This window comes from Halomonas sp. IOP_31 (genome assembly GCF_021151495.1).
GTDB lineage: Bacteria > Pseudomonadota > Gammaproteobacteria > Pseudomonadales > Halomonadaceae > Modicisalibacter > Modicisalibacter zincidurans.
Genome location: NZ_JAIRBP010000001.1, coordinates 169,746 through 188,958, shown reverse-complemented (window position 1 = coordinate 188,958; position 19,213 = coordinate 169,746). Strand labels below are relative to the sequence as shown.

The window sequence follows — 19,213 nt, the reverse complement described above, 5'->3', positions numbered from 1 at the left end:
ATCCAATGAGCCAGACGATTGCAGTACTTAAAGGCGACGGCATCGGTCCCGAAATCATGGACGCCACACTGCGCGTCCTGAGTGCGCTGGACTGCGGGCTGCATTATGAGTTTCTGGATGCCGGGCTGACTGCGCTGGACAAGCATGGCCAGCCGATGCCTGATGAAACGATCGAAGCGATCCGGAAGCATCGCATAGCCCTGAAAGGTCCACTGACCACCCCTGTCGGGGGCGGGTTTACTTCCCTGAATGTCCAGCTGCGCCGTGAATTCGATCTTTATGCCAATGTCCGCCCTGCGATCAGCTTCCCCGGGACTCGCTCGCGCTATGAAAACATTGACTTGATCACGGTGCGCGAAAATACCGAGGGTGCTTATCTTTCCGATGGGCAGAGCCTCACCGATGATGGGGAGACGGCCCGTGATCAAGTGACGCCTGATATGGGCGGCACCGGAACGACCGATACCTTTGCTGATGCTCTGGTGGCTCACCTGCACGGCTGAGAAGCGGATAACCCGGCTGTCAGGGAAAACCGACCGTTTGAGGTGGTCAAACCATGATCGCCGACGCCGTGATCGAGTCACTCTGAACCCCTCAGCCCCTCGGAACCGAATTGATCAGTGGTTACCTGAGTGCCTGGGAGCGTTTGGCGATCCGGATACTCAATTGAAGTTCTGGGCGACGAAATCCCAGTTGACGACGTTCCACACCGCATCCAGATACTTGGGTCGCGCATTGCGATAGTCGATGTAATAGGCATGTTCCCAGACATCGATCGCCAGCAAGGGCGTCTGGCCGTGGGCGATCGGGGTATCGGCATCGTCGCTATTGACGATGTCGACGCCACCCTCGGCGGTCTTGATCAACCAGGTCCAGCCCGCACCGAAGTTGGTCGCCGCCTTGGCGTTGAATGCATCCTTGAACGTATCGAAGGAGCCGAACTTGGCGTCGATGGCCTCGGCCAGTTCTCCCGCCGGTTGGCCACCGCCGTCGGGCGACAGGCAGTGCCAGTAGAAGGTGTGATTCCATACCTGAGCCGCCTGGTTGAACAGCTCGCCGGACGCCGACGTGATGATCTCCTCGAGCGACCTGCTCGCGTCGCCGGTGCCCTGGGTCAGCTCATTGAGCTTGGCCACATAGGCCTGGTGGTGCTTGCCGTAGTGGTATTCGAGCGTTTCGGCACTGAGGTGCGGCTCAAGCGCATCCTTTTCATAGGGCAGTGCGGGTAATTCGAACGCCATCGATGAGCTCCTGTTTCTTTTCTTTTCAGCCGACAGCCAGCGTGGAATACAGACCGGGTAAAAAAACCTTACAATACCAAGCATCTGCGTCAGCTCAGGTCGCAACATATTATCAGCCTGGGGTATGCTCGCAAATTCCGTAGCTCGAGTTCGGTGCGATCAACAGCGCAGCGAAGCAATGATGGCGAACACGCTACCGCCAGGTATAGACGAGGAGAATCCATGGTGGATCGCGCTGACGAACCACGCCTGACGACCCCGATCGTTCCGGGCCCCGGCGATGAACTGACGACGCATCGGCCGGCGGGTAACGCTCGGGGAACCCGCGTCTGGCCGTTGTGGGTGCTGGCTTGCCTGCTGTTGGCCGGGTTGACGACGTTGGCCTGGTTGTACTGGACGGACCGCCAAGGCTGGCAGGCAACCCAGCGCGAGCTCGAAGGGCAGATTTCCAACATGCATGCCAGGCTGGATGGTTTCGACGATGGCCGCGGCATGTCGCCCGAGCAACTATCGAACAAGCTCGGCGCTCTCGGCGAGGACCAGCAATCATTGGCCCAACAGCTCGGCGAGTTGCGTACGACTGTCGAAGGTCTTGAGCAAAGCGCAGCCGAGAGCACGCGTATCGACGCTCTTGTACAGCGGCTCGACGGCCTGGAAGCCCAGGGCGACACATTGGCTGCCACCCTCGATGCCACCCGCCGTTCGCTGACCGCACTCGAGAAGCAGGGGAACGAAGCCCGCCAGGGGTTGTCCGATCGCTTGTCACGCCTCGCCAGCGATCAGCAGCAGGCGACTCAGCGGCGAGAGACGCTGGCCCAGCGCACCGACGAACTGGCCCGGACTCAGCGCACCATGCAGCAGCAGCTCGCGGCGCTGGGTGACCTTGAAGCACGCATCGCCAAGCTCGGCGAGCGTGTCGACTCGCTGAACGAGACCCGCCAAGCCGGCCAGGATCAACAGCAGCTGCTGCAGGCGCGAATCGACGAAATCCGCGCCGCAATCACGGAATTGCGCCAGAATCAATTGGCGATCAATGCCAGCCTGGAGAGCTTGAGCGTCGGCAATTGATCATCTGATCATCGGAAATGTCATCAGGGAGCTACGGACTAGAATGGAAGCAGGCCTACCGAATCGCTGCGATGACTGCGCTCTCGACGACACCTTCCCGCGGGCCGGCGCGCGCTAACTCATGCAGCGGCGCTATCTCGTTGCCGTGCTGGTCGCCGCCGTGCTGGTCGCGAACGGCAGCCGTGCATGGGCGATCGAGACCCGTGTCGACGGGCTCGAAGGGCCGGAGGCCAACAACGTGGTCAATTACCTGGCCGAGCTGGAAGCGGCGGATTACGGCAGGGCGCGCCTGAAATCGGAAATACAGCGACGCAGCCGCGAAGCGCTCAAGGCCTACGGGTATTACGAACCCACGATCGACGTGAGCCTGAAGACCGGGGATGACGCACAAGCCGTCGAACGTGCCGTGGTCACCATCGATCCGGGGCCACGGGTGATGATCGAAACCCTGGATATCCAACTGACAGGCGATGCCAGCGACGATCGCTATTTCCTCGACGCCATCGATGCCATGCCGCTCGAGGAGGGCGAGCCGCTGCTGCACGCGCCTTACGAGGACCTGCGCAGCCAGCTTTCGACATTGGCGGCCGAGCGCGGCTACTTCGATGCGGCGTTTCCCCGCCACCGTATCGAAGTGCGGCCCTGGCAACAGAGCGCACGAATCTACCTGACGCTGGATAGCGGCGAGCGCTATCGCTTCGGTCGGGTCAGCTATTCCGGCAGCCAGATCGACGTCGCCAAGCTGCGTAACATGTTGCCGTTCGACGCAGGCGACCCCTACCTGGCCGGGCAATTGGCCGAATACAATCAGCGGCTTGGCCAGACCGGCTGGTTTCGTGGTATCAGCGTCAGGCCGCGTATCGAAAGCGGCGCCTCGCTGGCCCAGGCTCAGCTCAACTGGTGGCAAGCTGTCGATCGCCGGCCGCTCGACGCCGCTCCGGCGGGGCCAAGCGGCCAAGCGCAACCCGTATTGCTCAGTGCCTCGGCCCTCGACGCGACGCGCAACGTCGCCACGCCTGGGCCGCCACGAGTGCCGGTCGACGTCAGCCTGATTCCCGCCGACCGCCATCAATTCGAAGTGGGTATCGGCTATGCAACCGACGTCGGGCCGCGCACCCAGTTCTCCTGGGACCAGCCGTGGCTCAACGCGGACGGTGACAGCCTCTACCATGAGCTGTATCTATCCGCCCCCGAGCAGCAATTCAGCGGCACCTACCGCATGCCTCTGGCCGATCCGCTGCGCGACAGCTACGAGTTGCAGTACGGGATCAAAAACCTCGACAACGAAGACACCCAGAGCCTGGAAGCCTCGGTGGAGCTGGCCCGCCAATGGGTCTTCGACAACGGCTGGACCCAGCGGCTCTACGTGCGCTCCACCTACGAGGACTTCAAACAGGCCGATCAGGATGAACAGGTGCTGCTCTACTACCCGGGCATCAGCTGGTCCCGCATCCGTACTCGCAACCCGCGTTTTCCCACCTGGGGGGACAGCCAGCGGCTATCGCTGGCCGTTTCGGATACCCTTTGGGGCTCGGACGCCACCTTCGTGCGGGGCACGCTGGACTCACAGTGGATTCGCATGCTCGGCAGCGATTATCGCTTCATCGGCCGGACCAGCATCGGCGCGATGAGCACCGACGATTTCGACAAGATTCCGCCGTCGTTGCGCTTCTTCACCGGCGGCGATCGCAGCGTCCGCGGGTATGGCTACGAAAGCCTTGCACCGCGCAACGAAGACGGCAAGCTGCTGGGCGGGCAGCAGAAATTCGTCGCCAGCATCGAGGCCCAGCGTCGCTTGAGCGGCAACTGGTGGGGCGCGGCCTTCGTCGATACCGGTAATGCCTTCAATGACTGGTGGCCACAGGACCTGGCGACCGGCGCCGGCCTGGGCGTTCGCTGGGTCTCGCCGGTCGGCCCCATCCGGCTGGACATCGCGCACCCCTTCGACAATGAGGAGGACTCGTGGCGGCTGCATTTCGCCATAGGGCCCGAATTTTGATCATTCCCTTTTTCCGCTTGATGCTCTGGTTGCCGCTGTGGTTGCTTGGGCTGATTGTGCTGCTGGCAGGCCTGGGGTTGTCGCCCTGGGGGACAGCCTGGCTGGCCGGGCAGGGCCAGCAACGTGGCTTGTTCGAGTTCGAGCGCATCAGCGGTTCGCCGCTGGACACGTTCACGCTCGAGGGCTTCGCCATGCAAGCTGGCCCAGCGCGCGTGCGCGTGGGACGCCTGCGTTTGGCCTGGGCCGAGGAGTGTCTGCTGGATGGCCGTCTATGCCTGGATTCTCTCGAACTCGAGAATGTCGATGTCAGGCTCAAACAGTCCGCCCCCGCGCCGGCCACCGAGCAAGCCCCTGGCGAATCGGGCGGTCTGCCATCGATCGCCGTGCCGTTTTCCATCGAGCTGCGAGCGCTGTCGGTCGACGACGTGACGATACGGCTGGCTGACGGCACGCGCCTCGAGTGGCAGCGTTTCACCAGCGGGGCGCGCATCACCGGTAACGAACTCACGCTGTTGCCGACCCGTCTGGCCCAGGCGCGCTTGCAGTTGCCGCAATCGCCCGGCCAGCGACTCGCCGCGGCGGATGCCGAAGCAACCAGCGATGGGCCGCCGATCAGTGCCACGGCGATCGATGCAAGCATCGCGATCACCGCTGTGGATTCTTCCACGCCGGTAGCCGGGGCCGATGGAGCGGGCGCCACCAAACCGGGCAATTCGACACTCCTCGAGACACAGCCGCGACGCTCGCTTCCAGAAATCGAACTGCCGCTGACGGTACGCGCTCCTCGCATCGTGGTCAGCGATTTTCGCCTCGTGGGCTCTTCGCCTCGCCGCATCGATCACCTGGCGCTGAATCTCTCGGGCGAAGGTCACGAGGTGCGCCTGCAAAGCCTGGCCCTGGCCACGCCGGACGCCGATGTACAGCTATCGGCATCGGTCGCCTTGCGCGACGATTATCCGCTGTCGGCCAGCCTCGAAGGCGTCGTCCACCAGCCGCCGCTCGCCGGGCAGCGGCTGAATCTCGAGGTTTCCGGTTCACTGGCCGATTTGACCGCCGACATCGAGGCCAGCGGCCCGGTCAGCGCCTCGCTCAGTGCCAATGCCGACGTCCTGGCGCCGACCGTGCCCTTCGAGCTCAATGTCGATGCCAAGCAGCTGGCCTGGCCGCTGGCCCCGGCGGCGAGCGTCGATGTCGAGGCCGCGCTGGCCGTCAGCGGCGTCACGCTTGAGACGGGCGACACCCCGCTGACATCACGGGTCAGCCCCCCCGAGTATCGCGTGGACGATCTGCAGTTACGCGCCGAAGGCGATCTCACCGGTTACCGCGTGGCGCTGCAGGGCCGGGTCTCCGGCCAGGCGCTGCCCGACAGCGTCGACATAGGCCTGACGGGGAACGGCGATCTCGAGCGTTTCGCCTGGCTGCCGTTGTCGCTCTCCGCCGCCGAGGGCGCGCTGATCAGCCGTGGCGAGGTGCGTTGGGCGCCGACGCTTGCGGTCGAGGCCTCCGTCAATCTCGAGAATTTCGCCCTGGGCGCCGTCACCCAGGCGGTCGACGGCACGCTAAACGGCGATACCCGGGTGCGTTTCACCCAGCAGGAGCAAGGCTGGCGGCTGGCGGTGCCAGAGCTGGCGGTCGACGGCACGTTGCAGGGACGACCGCTGTCGCTGCAAGCCAAGCTCAACGGCAACAGCGACATGCGCTGGCAGATCGACACGCTGGACCTGAGCCAGGGCCGCAATCGCCTGACCGCACAGGGCACGATGGCCGATACCCTCGACCTTGCCGGTCGCCTCGACGCGCCGGCGCTGGATTCGCTGCTGCCTGCGCTCGGCGGCTCGCTCAGTGGTCGTTTCAGCCTGGGCGGGACGCTCAAGACGCCGCAGATCACCGCCGAATTGCAGGGCAGCGACCTGCGTTACGCCGCCAACAGCATCGGCTCGCTGTCGCTGGAAGCCGATGTCGCCGGCCTCGACGACCCGAAACTGGCTATCGAACTGGCCCTCGAGGAGGTCATGGCGGGTGGGCAGCGCCTCAGCCAAGTGGATCTCGCGATCGATGGACGGCTCTCGCAGCACCGTCTGGACCTGTCGATGCGGGCCGGCGAAAACAGGCCGTTGTCACGCGCCTCGCTGCGTATCGATGGTGGGCTGAATGCCGAGCGAAGCGGTTATCGAGGTCGACTGTCGTCGCTCGAGATCGACAGCGAGCAGGCCGAACTGCGCCTTGCCGAAGCGACGCCCTTCGCCGTCGATCTGGCCGCCAGCCGCTTCACCCTGCAGCCATTCTGCCTGGTCCGCCAGCAGGGCGGGCGGCTGTGCGCCACGCAGACGCTGCAGGCGTCGCCCGATCAGGGCCGGGCGGTGATGGCCGTGCAGCAGTTGCCCATGGATCTGCTGGGAATGGTCCTGCCCGAGCAGTGGAACGCCGCCGGTCAGAGCGACGGCCAGTTCGAATTCACCTGGTCGGCCGGGGCCAGCCGTTGGCAAGCCAACGCCGAGCTTCGCAGCCAGCTCGATCTCAAGGGGCTCGATGCCTACGGCAAGTCCTGGAGCCTGCCGACGACGCGGCTTGCGCTGAATCTCGACGCCAATCCCACCCAAGCCAGTGTCGAGGCCCGGGTGAGCGTCGATGAGGCCGGGACTGTTCAGCTGCAAGCGGATATCGACGACCCCACCGGCAAGGCAACGCTGGATGGCCAGCTGAACGTCGACGGGGTGGCCCTTTCCCCCTATCAGGCGCTAGTGGCCGGCGTCGATACACTGCAGGGAACGCTCGACGGGAGTGTCGCCCTGGCCGGCGCGTTGAGCAATCCCGAACTCGACGGCCAGCTCACCCTCGACGGGCTGCGCGCCCAAGGCGGCGAAGTGCCGGTCGAGATACGCGACGGCCGCCTGGCGATCGCCCTGGACGGACGCCAGGCAGATATCCAGGGCTTCGTCGCCGCCGAACGCGGTCGCCTGGAGCTGTCCGGCGACGCTCGCTGGCCCGAGCCCGGCCAGTGGCAGGCCGAATTGGCAATCGAAGGCGTCGAGCAGCCGCTGGAGGTGACGCTGCCCGAATTCGGTCGCCTGCGGGTGGCGCCGGACCTGCAGATCTCGGCCTCGCCGGATCTCTTGCAGCTTCGCGGTCGCGTCGATATCCCCTGGGGACGCCTGGAAATCGGCCAGTTGCCGGCCTCGGCGGTATCGCCGAGCAGCGATGAGGTGATCATCACCCGGCGCGACGAGCAGCGCGCCCGGCGCGAGGCGGCCAAAGCCGCCGATCAGGCGGCCAAGGGCACCGACGAGGCGACCGCCCAGGCGCTGTCGGAGGCCGGCATGCGTCTTGACGTGCGCGTCGACCTGAGTATTGGCCCCGACGTACGCATCGCTGCCTATGGCCTCGCGGCCGAGTTGACCGGCAACCTGCAAGTACGCCAGGGCAGCGGTCCGGTGCAGCTGTTCGGCGACGTCAACCTGATCAATGGCGAATACAGCGCGTTCGGTCAGGATCTGCTGATTCGCAAGGGACAGGTGCTGTTCAGCGGCCCGGCCTCGCAACCGCGCCTGCAGTTCGAGGCGATCCGCAACCCGCAAGCCACCGAGGATGGCGTGATTGCCGGGCTGCGCGTCAGCGGGCCGGCCGAACAGCCCAATCTTGAAGTGTTTTCCGAGCCGGCCATGGCCGAGAGCCGTGCGCTCTCCTACCTGCTGCGCGGTCGCGCCCCGGACGATGCCGGCGGTGACGGCGCTCTGACCTCGGCGCTGATCGGATTGTCGCTGTCGCGCACCGGCAGCGCCGTGGGCCGCCTGGGCCAGGCGTTCGGCGTGGAGGATCTGAGCCTGGACACCGCCGGCAGCGGTGATAAGAGCCAGGTGGTGGTCAGCGGCCAGCTGTTCGAGAACCTCGAGGTCAGTTACGGCGTCGGGGTGTTCTCGCCGATCGCCGAGCTGACGCTGCGCTATAAGCTGATGCAGAATCTCTATCTGGAGGCGGTGACCGGGGCGACCCAGGCCGTGGACCTGATCTACAGTTTCAGCCTCGGGCGCAGCAGCGCTTCGCCTTGAGCCCGTTGCCGCACGACGGGAGCGGATCAATTTTCATCATTGCAGAGAGACAGACGCCATGTGGAGTCGAGACAAGCAGCGCATGCCTACGCCGGACCAGGCCCTGCCGGGGCGCGACCAGGCGATGGCGATCAGTGGCATTCACGCCGTCACGCAGCGCTCGATGCTACCGCCTTTCCCGGCGGGCTGCGAGGAGCTCGTGCTCGGCTTGGGCTGCTTCTGGGGTGCCGAGCAGTTGTTCTGGGAATTGCCCGGAGTCCACGTCACGGCGGTGGGTTATGCCGGCGGCTACACGCCCAACCCGAGCTACAAAGAGACCTGTACCGGCATGACCGGACATGCCGAAGTCGTCCGGGTGATCTTCGAGCCGACCGTGATCGGCCTGCCGGAATTGCTGCAGGTGTTCTGGGAGGCCCACGATCCCACCCAGGGGCTGCGCCAGGGCAACGATATCGGCAGTCAGTACCGTTCGGCGATCTACACCACCGACGCCGATCAGCAGGCGCTCGCCGAGCACAGCCGGGCGCGTTACCAGCGGGCCCTGGACAGCGAAAACATGGGGCCGATCACCACCGAGATCGCGCCGCTCAAGGCGTTCTATTATGCCGAAGAGTATCACCAGCAGTACTTGATGAAGAATCCCGGCGGCTATTGCGGCCTCAAGGGGACCGGGGTGAGTTGTCCGATCGGCTAGGCAGGCAAGCTGCACCACGCCTGTGGGCAAATCGCCGTTGTCAGGAACGGCTGGTGGCGCTCCTGGCGGGGGTCGGAAGGCTCGCCCAATCCCTGAGCTGGCGACCCACGCGGTCGACCAGCCAGGGGTGCAGGCGACCGCCACGGGTTTCGATGAAGCCGGCATGGCCACCCTGGCGGGCCACCTCGATACGCACGGCATCGCTGGCCATCGGCAGCCGCGAGAACAGATCGCTCGGCATGAAGGGATCGTCGTCGGCGTGCAGGATCAGCATCGGCAGCTCGATGTCACCGAGCAATCGGCCGGCCGAGGCGCGATGATAGTAGTCGCTGGCCGAAGTGAAGCCATGCAGCGGGGCGGTCACCTCGTTGTCGTAGGCCCAGAAACTGTCGAGGCGTTCGAGCTGAGAGGCGGCGAGATTGATCGGTAGCGGACCGCTGGCCATCTTGGCGGCGATCTTGGCCCTGAGCGTCTTGAGCAGGTGACGCTGATAGAAGCGCGCAAAGCCGCTGTTCAACGCGTCGGCGCTGGCGGCCAGATCGAGCGGCGCGCTGATGACGATGGCGCCGGCCAGGTCGAGACCATCACCGCCTTGTTCGGCGACCAGCTTGGCCAGCATGTTGCCGCCCAGCGAAACGCCGGCGGCGACCTTGGTGGCGCGCGGATAACGCAGCGCCAACTGGCCGATCAGCCAGTAGGCATCGGCGGTATCGCCGGAATGATAGGCCCGCGGCAGGCGATTGGGCGCCTGACCGCAGCCGCGATAGTGCATGAGCAGCGCCCGCCATCCAAGGCGGCTGGCCATGCCCAGCAGATCGCGGGCGTAGGGCGAATCGAACGAACCCTCGAGGCCGTGAAACAGAACGAACAGCGGCGCGTCGTCGGCGAGCGGCGCGGGGCGAACCCACGCCAGTTCGACGAAATCGCCGTCGGGCAGATCGAGAATCTCGACGTCGCGTTCCAGCGCTGCCAGCGGCCGCAAGCGCGGCAGCAGCGTCTGGACGTGACGATTGCCCAGACCGCGCGCGGCGCAAAAGGTGGCTGGAACGATGCTGCGTGCCATGGTAACCGCTTCCCTATGATCGCTTCTCCAGCATATCCCGACTGCGGCTGCTTACAAGCTATCCGTGGCGTTGTCGCGCGTCAGATTGATCGGCCCACCATGGCCGATGGCGATGTCGTCCTCGATGCGAATGCCGCCATGCGGCGCCAGGCGCGTCACGCCGGGCCAATCGATGTGGCGTCCCGCCGGCTGATCACGCAGCGGTTCGAGTAGCATGGGAATTATATACAATCCGGGTTCCATGGTGATTACCATGCCGGCTTCCAGGGGGCGGGTCAGGCGCAGCGCCGGATCGCGTTCGGGCGCCGGCAGCGGCTCGCCGCGGGCATCGCGACGCCCGGCGACGTCATGCACCTGCAGGCCCAGCGAATGGCCCAGTCCGTGCGGACAGAAAGCCCGGGTGATCCCGCTTTCGACCGCCGCTTCGGGGGAGCATTCGATCAGCGCCTGCTCGCTGAGCAGGCGACCCAACTCGAGATGCATCTGCGCGTGCAGCGCGACGTAGTCCACCCCCGGGCGCAACTCGGCGATCAGCCGTTGCTGAAACCGCTCGACGCCTTCGATCAGCGCCGCGAACTGCGGGTCGGCGTCACGGCCGGCCCAGGTACGGGTGATGTCCGAGGCATAGCCGGCGACGCGCCGCCCGGCATCGAGGAGCAGGCTGTGGCGACGCACGGCGGGCTGGATATCGTAATGCTGGTAGTGCAGCACCCCGGCGTGTTCATTGAGACCGACGATGTTCTGATACGGTACCTGCGACTCGCGCTGACGGCTGGCCTTGAGATAGGCGAGCTGGATGTCGAGCTCGGCGGCACCGGCGTCGAAGGCCCCGCGGGCCGCTTCATGGCCGGCCAGCGCCAGCCGGTTGGCCTCGCGCAGACAGGCGATCTCGTAAGCGCTCTTGCGTACGCGCAATTCATCGAGGGCCTGGCAAAGCGCGAGCGGGTTGAGCGCGGCTCCCAGCCGCTCGGCGGTGCCGGCGTCGACGTCGCCGACAATCGCCAGCCGGCCCTGGGGGAACGGCGGCGGCGCGGTTTCGTCGCTGGCCTCGAGGGTGAAGCGCCGGGTCCAGGCGGCCTGGGGCAACGACGGCGTCAAGTGCCAGAAATCCACCGGGGCATGAAAGCGCAGCAATGGCCGTTGGCCCGGGCGGATCAGCAGCCAGCTGTGCTCGATGCCGGCGAGCGGTACCCAGTGCAGAAAGTGTGCGAAGGTCGCGAAACTGGCCTGCTGGTCGTCGCCGAAGAAGTGCCGGGGCGCGCCGCTGTAAAGCAATACGCCCTCGTAGCCGTGAGCCTCGAGCAGCCGGGCGTAGGCGTGTTCCAGGCCCTCGAGATGGGCAGCGTGCTGGTCGTCGAGACGCGTTTCGCTCATGACGGTGTCTCCTGCAATTGTTGCCATAGCTCATCGAGGCCGGGATGGCGGTGCGCTCGGCGTCGGTAGAGGCGCACCTCGAGCGGTACGTTCCAGCGCGCGGGCCCGGCGCGTACCAGCTCGCCTGAATCCAGTGCACGTTGGGCGACACGCTGGGGCAGCCAGCCGAGCCCGTAGCCTTGAATCACCAGTTCCTTGATGTTGGCGGTCTGCACGTTCTCGTTGAGCGTGCTCAGATAACACGGCTGGGTGAGGCGCATCAGGTGCGCCTCGATCACCTTCTGGATCAGCCCGCGCGGGTGATAGGCGATACACGGCAACGGCTGGCGGCGCTGGCCGGGCAGGGCGAAGCGCGGCTGTCCGCTGTCGTCGGGGGCGCAGACCGGCACCAGTATCTCGGTGTCGATGGGCAGGTATTCGAAGCCGCTGGTGTCGACATCCAGCGATACCCTCTGGCGCGGCCAGTAGCATAGCGCGAGGTCGCATTCGTCGCGATCCAGGGCCTGGAAATAATCGGCGAGCAACCAGCTGGTGGCGCGCAGGTAGGGCTCGACACGCTGCTGCAGGCGGTGCTGGTCAAGCCAGCCCGGCAGAATATAGGACAGTGCGCTCTGGGGCGCGGCGATCACGATCCGCCGGGTCTGATTATCGGCGATCTGGCCGATACGCTCGCGTGTCAGCCGTACCCGCTCGGTGATCTGCTCGCACAGGCGCAGAAACTCCTCGCCGGCCGGGGTCAGCGTCAGCGGCAAGGTCTGGCGATCGACGAGGGTGACGCCCATCTCTTCCTCGAGCAGCTTGATGCGTCGCGAAAAGGTCGGCTGGGTGACGTTCTGTGTTTCGGCGGCCCGCGAGAAATGACGCGTTCTGGCCAACGTGATGAAGTCTTCCAACCAGCGAATCTCCATCGATTACCTCGTTTGCTAACACGCGTGATGGGTCGCCAGGGTGAGCCGGCGGGCCTGCTAACGGCGCTGCCCCGGGCGAGCCGGGGCAGGCGCTGATTGTGCCATGTCGACACGCGTTGCCATAGCGAACGACTTAGGACTTCCTTAGATGCGTCCCTCCTCGACACCATGGCACGCCACCTGGCTGCCCTGGGCCTCGATCAATTGCGGGATCTCGCGCCGGCAACGCTCAAAGGCATGCGGACAGCGGCCGTGGAATACGCAGCCCGAAGGCAGCTTGACCGGAGTGGGCACTTCGCCCGAAAGCTTAATATGCTCGGGCTTTTCGTCCTCGAGACGCGGGATCGCCGAGAGCAGCGCCTGGGTATAGGGGTGGCGCGGGCTGTCGAACAGCGAACGAGTTTCGGCCACCTCGCAGATGCGCCCCAGGTACATCACCACCACGCGGGTACCGAAGTGCTCGACCACTGCCAGGTCATGGGTGATGAACAGATAGGTGAGGTGATGGGTCTGCTGGGCGTCCATCAGCAGGTTGAGCACCTGCGCCTGGATCGACACGTCAAGCGCCGAGATCGGTTCGTCGGCGACAATGAACTCGGGTTCCACGGCCAGCGCCCGGGCGATGGCGATGCGTTGACGCTGGCCCCCCGAGAACTCGTGACCGAAGCGCTTGCCCCATTCCGGGTCGATGCCGACCGAGGCCATCACCTCGGCGATCTTGTCGAGGATCTGCTGAGGGTTCCAGTCGGGATGGTGAAAGCGCAGCGGCTCCTCGAGCGTCTGCTGGATACTCATGCGCGGGTTCAGCGACGCATAGGGATTCTGGAAGATCATCTGCATGCGCCGGCGATAGGGCAGCAACTGGCGCGGGCTGAGATCGTCGATGCGCTGGCCGTCGTAGCGGATCTCGCCGGCGCTGGGATGCAAGAGTCCCATCACCATGCGCGCCACCGTGGACTTGCCGCAGCCGGACTCGCCGACCACGCACAATGTCTCGCCGCGCTTGACGTCGATATCCACGCCGTTGATGGCATGCACGAATTCCTGGCGACGCTTCAGCTTGCCGCCTTCAAAGTGCAGCTGTTCGAGGAAGTCGCCGGAAAGCGGGAAGTGCTTCTCGAGCCCGCGAATCTGCAGCAGTGTTTCGCCGGCCCGGGCGGAATCGCCGCCCGGGCGCTGCGAGGGTTTCATGAGCTCGCTCATGGGGCCTCCCGTTGTTCGTTGCGCTCGGCCGGGCGTTGTTCGACCAGTTCACGCACCATGTGGCAGGCGACGTCGCAATTGCCCGAACGCACGAACGCGGGTATCACCTCGCGACAATCACGCCGGCGTTCGCCGTAGGCATCCACCGAGAAGCTGCAGCGTGGATGAAAGGCGCAGCCGGATGGCGTATTGGACAGGCTGGGCATCGCGCCGGGAATCTGGTTGAGGCGCTGGCCCGGGGTGGCCATCTGCGGCAGCGCATTGATCAGCCCCTGGGTGTAGGGATGCTGCGCGTCATTGATGATCTCGCGGGTCGGCCCCTGCTCGATCACCCGGCCGGCGTACATCACCAGCGTGCGCTGGGTGACCTGGCTGACCACCCCCAGGTCGTGGGTGATCAGGATCAGCGCCACGTTGTGCTTCTCGCACAACTCCAGCAACAGCTCCATGATTTCCGCCTGGATGGTCACGTCGAGCGCGGTGGTCGGCTCGTCGGCGACGATCACGTCGGGATCGAGCAGCAACGCGATGGCGATGATGATGCGCTGACGCATGCCGCCGGACAGCTCGTGCGGATACTGGTCCAGGCGCCGCTCGGGCGAGGGGATGTAGACTTGGCGCAGCTTGTTGAGGGCGATCTCGCGGGCATCGCGACTGCGGATACGGCGGTGCGCCTTGAGACATTCGATCATCTGCTCGCCGATGGTCAACACCGGATTGAGCGTCATCATCGGATCCTGGAAGATCATCGATATCTGATTGCCGCGCACCTGCTGCAATTCGCGGGGCTTCATGGTGGTCAGTTCGCGGCCGTCGAAACGGATGCTGCCGCCGGCGATGTAGCCCGGTTTGGCGATCAGATTGAGAATGGTGAATGCGGCCACCGACTTGCCGGCGCCGGACTCGCCGACGATCCCCAGGCGCTCACCCCGGTCCAGCGTAAAACTGACGCCACGTAGCGCCTTGACTTCGCCCCGGCGCAGGGCGAAGCGCACATCGAGATTGGAAACTTCGAGTAAAGCCATGCGGTCAGCCCTTGTAGAGTCGCGGATTCATGACGTCGCGCAGCCAGTCGCCGAGCAGGTTGATCACCAGCACCAGCACCACCAGCACGGCACCTGGAATCAGCGTGATCCACCAGGAACCCGACTGCAGATAGTCGAAACCGGACTTGATCAGTGAGCCCAGCGACGGCTGGGTCTCGGGCATGCCCAGGCCGAGGAACGACAGCGCCGCCTCCGAGATGATGGCGTTGGCGATCTGCACGGTGGAGATGACGAAGATCGGCGACAGGGTGTTGGGCAGGATGTGCCGGAACATGATGCGCTTGGCGCGAAAACCCATCACCCGCGCGGCATCGACGTACTCCTTGCTGCGCTCGGCGAGCACCGAGGCGCGTACCGTGCGCGCGTATTGCGGCCATTCGGCGAGACCGATGATCAGCACCAGGATGAACACCGCGTATTCGCTGTAGGTGGCGCCGCCGAAGCTGGCCTTGATCACCGCGCCGACGATGATCGCCACCATCAGCGTGGAAAACGACAGCTGGATATCGGCCATGCGCATCAGAAAGGCGTCGACGCGCCCACCCAGGTAGCCCGCGAGCAGGCCGAAGGTCACCCCCAGCAGGGCCTGCAGAATCACCGCGCCGAAGCCGATGATCAGCGAAACGCGGGCCCCGTAGAGGATCGTCGACAGCAAGTCGCGACCCTGAGCATCGGTACCCAGCAGATATTGCGGATCGCTGCCATCGATCCAGAACGGTGGCAGTTCCGAGGCGAGGATATCGATCTGGGCCAGATCGTAGGGATTCATTGGCGACAGCCAGGGCGCCAGGATCGCCGCGGCCACCAGCGCGACGAAGACGGCGAAGCAGAGCTGGGCAATCCAGTCGCGCTTGAAGCTATACAGCACGTAGGAGCTGCGAAAGCGCGCCCAGCGCGAGGAAGGAGCGGAGGTGGAGGATGAAGTCGGGGCGGTAGTCATGCGGGCTTCCCTGTGAGTTTCACGGTGGGATTGACCAGACCGTAGATCAGATCGACCAACGTATTGGTGATCACGAAGATCAGGCCGACGATCATCAGATAGGTGACGATGAGCGGAATGTCGGAGCGCTCGATGGCATCGAGGAACATCAGCCCCACGCCGGGCCACTGGAAGACCGTTTCGGTGAGGATGGTGTAGGCGACCAGGGTGCCGATCTGCACGCCGCCCACGGTAATCACCGGCAGCATGGTGTTCTTCAACGCATGCAGGAAATAGATGCGGCGCATGCTGATGCCCTTGGCCTTGGCAAACTTGACGTACTCGGACTGCAGCACCTCGAGCATTTCGGCGCGAATCAGCCGAATGAACAGCGGCAGCATGATCGAGGCCAGCGATATCGCCGGCAGCACCAGATAGGTGAGGCCTTCCAGCGAGGCGAAGTTGGTACTCCAGGTTCCGAATACCGGGACCACGTCGCCGCGCCCGTAGGCGGGCATGCCGCCGTCGGTGGACAGCAGTCCGTTGAGCCAGCTGCCCCACCCGGTATCGGCGGGAAAGGGCGTGATCTGTACGCCGATGGCATATATCTGGATCAGCACGATCGCGGTGAGGAACACCGGTATCGAAATACCCACGATCGACACGCCCATGAACAGCCGCGACAGCGGCGAGCGTGGCTTGATGGCGCTGTAGACGCCGATCGGCACCGACAGCAGGATGATCAGCAGCGTCGTTGCGAACACCAGCTCCAGCGTCGCCGGCAGGTAACGCAGGACGACGTCGATGGTCGGCTCGCCATAAAAATAGGAATAGCCGAAATCGAAATGCATGGCATTCTTGGCGAAGCGCAGATACTGCACCATGAACGGGTCATTGAGGCCCAATTCTTCACGCAATATGGCGCGCTCGCTCTCGGGAACCGACTGACCGACCATTTGCTGGATGGGGTCGCCGAGGTTGTCCTGGATGGCGAAGCTGATCACGCTGATGATGAACATCACCAGGAAGGCGTGAAACAGGCGCTTGATCAGAAAGGCAATCATGGATTGCGGGCCCTGTTGGCAGACGAAAGGCACCTGGGCGACTGTCGGCCGCCAGGGCGCTTCCTTGACGTGAGTTTCGACGACTGGCCACCCACCGGCTGGATGCCGGCGAGTGGCGGATGGGTAGCGCCTATTCCGGTTTGATGACGACGTCGCCCAGGTAGGGGAAGTTCATGACATTGAGTACCGGCTCGATCTGGACGTTGGTGTCGGCGGCCCAGGCCAGGTCCTGCCAGTGCAGCGGAATGAAGGCGGCATCGTCGTAGATGGCCTTCTCCGCGGCCTGCAACATCTCGGCACGCTTGGCGCGATCGGTCTCGAGATTGGCGTCGCGCACCAGCTGATCGACTTCCGGATTGCAGTACATGCCAGCGTTGTACTGACCGGCGCCGGTGTCGGCATCGGGACAGAACGTCAGGTACTCGAAGAAGTTCGCCGAGTCCTGGGTGTCGGATTGCCAGCCGATCATCATCATGTCGGCAGCGCGAGCGTCGAATTCCGACCAGTACTGGGCCTTGGGCAGCGTCTTCAGATCCACCGTGACGTTGATCCGCGCCAGCATGGCCGCGACCGCCTGGGCGATCTGCGCGTCGTTCACGTAGCGGTTGTTGGGCGCCATCATGGTGATGCTGAAACCGTCCTCGTAACCGGCTTCCTTCATCAGCTGCTTGGCTTTTTCCAGGTCGTAGCGCGGCTCAAGGTCCGGGTTATACCCAACGTAGCCTTTCGGCGAAAGTTGCGCCGCCGGCGTGGCGAAGCCCTTCATCAGGCGCTCGGCGATGGCTTGCTGATTGACGGCATAGACGAAGGCCTTGCGGACCTTGGGATCCTTGAAGGCCTCGACGCGCTCCTGATTCATCTGCAGCATGATGATCCGGGTGCCGGACATGGTCACCAGCTTGACGCCCTCGGCCGCGCGCACGCGCTCCAGATCGTTGGGCGGCACCGGCGAGATGAAATCGACGTCGCCGGAGAGCAGGGCGGCTACACGGGTGGCATTCTCGCTGATCGGAGTCAGCACGATATGATCGGCGTTGCCCGGTGACTGCTTGTCCCAGTAACCCTCGAAGCGCTCGAACTCGACCTTCACGCCCTGCTGACGCTGGGTGACGGTATAGGGTCCGGTTCCCGAGACGTTGCGCGACGCGAAGGAGTTGCCGTTCTTGACGATCGCGCTCTTGTCCTTGCCGTTCTCGGTCTTGCCGCTGTAGAACTCGCTGTCCATCGGGAAGATATAGGTGGCCAGGTTCAACAGCAGCGGATAGGGCTTCTTGGTATTGAGATTGATGGTGTAATCGTCGACCACTTCGACGCTCTCGACCGGCTCGAAGATCGCCTTGAAATCGGCGCTGCGCTTGAGGCGCTCGACGGTCCAGGCGACGTCCTTGGCGGTGAAAGGGTTGCCGCTGTGAAACTTGACGCCTTTGCGCAGGTTCATCTGCAGCGTGGTGTCGTCGAGCTGTTTCCAGCCGGTGGCCAGGCGCGGCTCGAACTGCAGGTCCTGATTCCAGCGCACCAGGGGGTCGAAGGTCAGGTGAGATAGCTGGAGTATTCCACCGGACAGCTGTTCCTGAATGTCCAGCGAGACAGGGTCGGCGTCGTAGGCGACGCGCAAGGTAAGGTCTTTGCCATCACCCGTGACGTCCTTGGCGGCTGCGGCCATGGGCAGGCATAGCGAGGCACCCACCAGGGTGGCAAGCAGTGTTTTCTTATGAATCATGTCAAAGCCCGAAATGGTTGATTGTTCGTTGTATGACCCTTGGGTCCCTGTATCACCATAGAGAGCGGGGCGGAGCGGGACAATCGAAAAACCGACAGGCGTCATGCGTGTCGCGTATGGCACTTACATTTCACGCCACTCGCCACCCCGTTCGATGATGCCTTGCCGTCAGCCCGAGCACGGCATGCTCAGTCCGTCGGTGTCGTCGGTTCGATGCGGTCGACGCGGTAGAGTTGCGAGACCTGATTGAGGCCTTCGATGGTGCAATCGAGATCGCTGACGCGTCCGTCGCTGAGCCCATAGACCCAGCCATGCACGGCGAGCGATTGGCCGCGCAGCCAGGCGCGCTGGATGATCTTGGTCTGGCACAGGTTCGCGACCTGAGCGCGAACGTTGTGCTCGCACATGCGGTCGACCTGGGTGTCGAGCGGCAAGTCCTTGAGGCTGTCTCGATGACGGCTGTAGAGCTCGCGTATCGAGTGCAGCCAATAGTCGACCATGCCGAATTCGCCGCCGGTAATCGCTGCCTTGACACCGCCGCAACCATAGTGGCCGACCACCATGATATGCCTGACCTCGAGCACGTCGACGGCGAACTGGACCACCGACAGGGCGTTCATGTCGTTGTGCTGGAGAAGGTTGGCGACGTTGCGATGGACGAAGACCTCGCCGGGGGGAAGATCGATGATCTGGTTGGCGGGAACCCGGCTATCCGAGCAGCCAATCCATAGATAGTCCGGATTCTGCTGTTGCGACAGACGCGCGAAGAAGTCCGGGTCCTGGCGACGCACGTTTTCTGCCCAGTCGCGGTTGCGCTCCAGCAGACGCTTCATTTCGGTTTTCATATAGGGGACTCCTTATGGTCAGG

The 19,213-nt window shown here is 64.3% G+C and carries 14 protein-coding genes and 1 pseudogene; 5 read left to right on the top strand and 10 right to left on the bottom strand.

Translation table 11 applies throughout. The features are described 5' to 3' along the window. Positions 1 to 5: 5 nt before the first annotated feature. Positions 6 to 416, top strand: a pseudogene (locus K7I12_RS01030) (isocitrate/isopropylmalate family dehydrogenase); the annotation flags it as partial. A gap of 246 nt (positions 417 to 662) precedes the next feature. On the opposite strand, the gene K7I12_RS01025 reads toward K7I12_RS01030, so the two are convergent. After that, on the bottom strand, positions 663 to 1,241 hold the full coding sequence (locus K7I12_RS01025) for a superoxide dismutase (protein WP_231662693.1): 579 nt from the start codon (positions 1,239 to 1,241) through the stop codon (positions 663 to 665). 222 nt (positions 1,242 to 1,463) lie between these two features. On the opposite strand from K7I12_RS01025, the gene K7I12_RS01020 reads away from it, so the two are divergent. From K7I12_RS01020 to msrA, 4 genes are all read left to right on the top strand, one after another. Beyond that, positions 1,464 to 2,309, top strand: a complete 846-nt coding sequence (locus K7I12_RS01020; RefSeq protein WP_031383511.1) for a hypothetical protein — start codon at positions 1,464 to 1,466, stop codon at positions 2,307 to 2,309. A 121-nt stretch (positions 2,310 to 2,430) separates the two neighbouring features. After that, positions 2,431 to 4,308 (top strand): autotransporter assembly complex protein TamA, encoded by a 1,878-nt coding sequence (gene tamA / locus K7I12_RS01015; RefSeq protein ID WP_031383512.1) that lies wholly within the window; start codon positions 2,431 to 2,433, stop codon positions 4,306 to 4,308. Beyond that, complete coding sequence (gene tamB / locus K7I12_RS01010) at positions 4,305 to 8,354, top strand: autotransporter assembly complex protein TamB (RefSeq protein ID WP_231662692.1); 4,050 nt, start codon at positions 4,305 to 4,307, stop codon at positions 8,352 to 8,354. The genes tamA and tamB overlap by 4 nt, the downstream gene beginning before the upstream one ends. A 58-nt stretch (positions 8,355 to 8,412) precedes the next feature. Next, a complete protein-coding gene (gene msrA, locus K7I12_RS01005) occupies positions 8,413 to 9,048 on the top strand; it encodes a peptide-methionine (S)-S-oxide reductase MsrA (protein WP_035575215.1) in 636 nt (211 codons plus the stop codon). Between the two features lie 40 nt (positions 9,049 to 9,088). Here the strand turns inward: msrA and K7I12_RS01000 are convergent, their stop codons facing one another. From K7I12_RS01000 to can, 9 genes are all read right to left on the bottom strand, one after another. Beyond that, a complete protein-coding gene (locus K7I12_RS01000) occupies positions 9,089 to 10,111 on the bottom strand; it encodes a hydrolase (RefSeq protein ID WP_031383515.1) in 1,023 nt (340 codons plus the stop codon). Positions 10,112 to 10,162: 51 nt separating this feature from the next. Next, positions 10,163 to 11,485: a Xaa-Pro dipeptidase gene (gene pepQ / locus K7I12_RS00995; protein WP_031383516.1), complete on the bottom strand. Its 1,323-nt coding sequence runs from the start codon at positions 11,483 to 11,485 to the stop codon at positions 10,163 to 10,165. Beyond that, positions 11,482 to 12,393, bottom strand: coding sequence for a LysR family transcriptional regulator (locus K7I12_RS00990; RefSeq protein WP_031383517.1), 912 nt, complete (start codon positions 12,391 to 12,393; stop codon positions 11,482 to 11,484). The genes pepQ and K7I12_RS00990 overlap by 4 nt, the downstream gene beginning before the upstream one ends. Before the next feature lie 144 nt (positions 12,394 to 12,537). Next, a complete protein-coding gene (locus tag K7I12_RS00985; protein WP_231662691.1) occupies positions 12,538 to 13,596 on the bottom strand; it encodes an ABC transporter ATP-binding protein in 1,059 nt (352 codons plus the stop codon). Next, entirely contained in the window at positions 13,593 to 14,621 is a 1,029-nt protein-coding gene (locus K7I12_RS00980) for an ABC transporter ATP-binding protein (protein ID WP_231662690.1), read from the bottom strand. The genes K7I12_RS00985 and K7I12_RS00980 overlap by 4 nt, the downstream gene beginning before the upstream one ends. A 4-nt stretch (positions 14,622 to 14,625) precedes the next feature. Beyond that, positions 14,626 to 15,582, bottom strand: coding sequence for an ABC transporter permease (locus tag K7I12_RS00975; RefSeq protein WP_031383520.1), 957 nt, complete (start codon positions 15,580 to 15,582; stop codon positions 14,626 to 14,628). After that, positions 15,579 to 16,625, bottom strand: coding sequence for an ABC transporter permease (locus K7I12_RS00970; protein ID WP_031383521.1), 1,047 nt, complete (start codon positions 16,623 to 16,625; stop codon positions 15,579 to 15,581). The genes K7I12_RS00975 and K7I12_RS00970 overlap by 4 nt, the downstream gene beginning before the upstream one ends. A gap of 130 nt (positions 16,626 to 16,755) precedes the next feature. Continuing rightward, positions 16,756 to 18,345, bottom strand: coding sequence for an ABC transporter substrate-binding protein (locus K7I12_RS00965; RefSeq protein WP_031383522.1), 1,590 nt, complete (start codon positions 18,343 to 18,345; stop codon positions 16,756 to 16,758). A 188-nt stretch (positions 18,346 to 18,533) separates the two neighbouring features. Continuing rightward, entirely contained in the window at positions 18,534 to 19,190 is a 657-nt protein-coding gene (gene can / locus K7I12_RS00960; RefSeq protein WP_031383523.1) for a carbonate dehydratase, read from the bottom strand. Positions 19,191 to 19,213 lie beyond the last annotated feature (23 nt).

Excerpts from the sequence above, each read along its gene's own strand:
- tamA (WP_031383512.1), top strand. The coding sequence starts at position 2,431 with ATGCAGCGGCGCTATCTCGTTGCCGTGCTGGTCGCCGCCGTGCTGGTC.
- K7I12_RS00990 (WP_031383517.1), bottom strand. The coding sequence starts at position 12,393 with ATGGAGATTCGCTGGTTGGAAGACTTCATCACGTTGGCCAGAACGCGT.
- msrA (WP_035575215.1), top strand. The coding sequence starts at position 8,413 with ATGTGGAGTCGAGACAAGCAGCGCATGCCTACGCCGGACCAGGCCCTG.
- K7I12_RS00975 (WP_031383520.1), bottom strand. The coding sequence starts at position 15,582 with ATGACTACCGCCCCGACTTCATCCTCCACCTCCGCTCCTTCCTCGCGC.
- K7I12_RS01020 (WP_031383511.1), top strand. The coding sequence starts at position 1,464 with ATGGTGGATCGCGCTGACGAACCACGCCTGACGACCCCGATCGTTCCG.
- can (WP_031383523.1), bottom strand. The coding sequence starts at position 19,190 with ATGAAAACCGAAATGAAGCGTCTGCTGGAGCGCAACCGCGACTGGGCA.
- pepQ (WP_031383516.1), bottom strand. The coding sequence starts at position 11,485 with ATGAGCGAAACGCGTCTCGACGACCAGCACGCTGCCCATCTCGAGGGC.
- K7I12_RS00970 (WP_031383521.1), bottom strand. The coding sequence starts at position 16,625 with ATGATTGCCTTTCTGATCAAGCGCCTGTTTCACGCCTTCCTGGTGATG.
- K7I12_RS00985 (WP_231662691.1), bottom strand. The coding sequence starts at position 13,596 with ATGAGCGAGCTCATGAAACCCTCGCAGCGCCCGGGCGGCGATTCCGCC.
- K7I12_RS01000 (WP_031383515.1), bottom strand. The coding sequence starts at position 10,111 with ATGGCACGCAGCATCGTTCCAGCCACCTTTTGCGCCGCGCGCGGTCTG.
- K7I12_RS00980 (WP_231662690.1), bottom strand. The coding sequence starts at position 14,621 with ATGGCTTTACTCGAAGTTTCCAATCTCGATGTGCGCTTCGCCCTGCGC.
- K7I12_RS01025 (WP_231662693.1), bottom strand. The coding sequence starts at position 1,241 with ATGGCGTTCGAATTACCCGCACTGCCCTATGAAAAGGATGCGCTTGAG.
- K7I12_RS00965 (WP_031383522.1), bottom strand. The coding sequence starts at position 18,345 with ATGATTCATAAGAAAACACTGCTTGCCACCCTGGTGGGTGCCTCGCTA.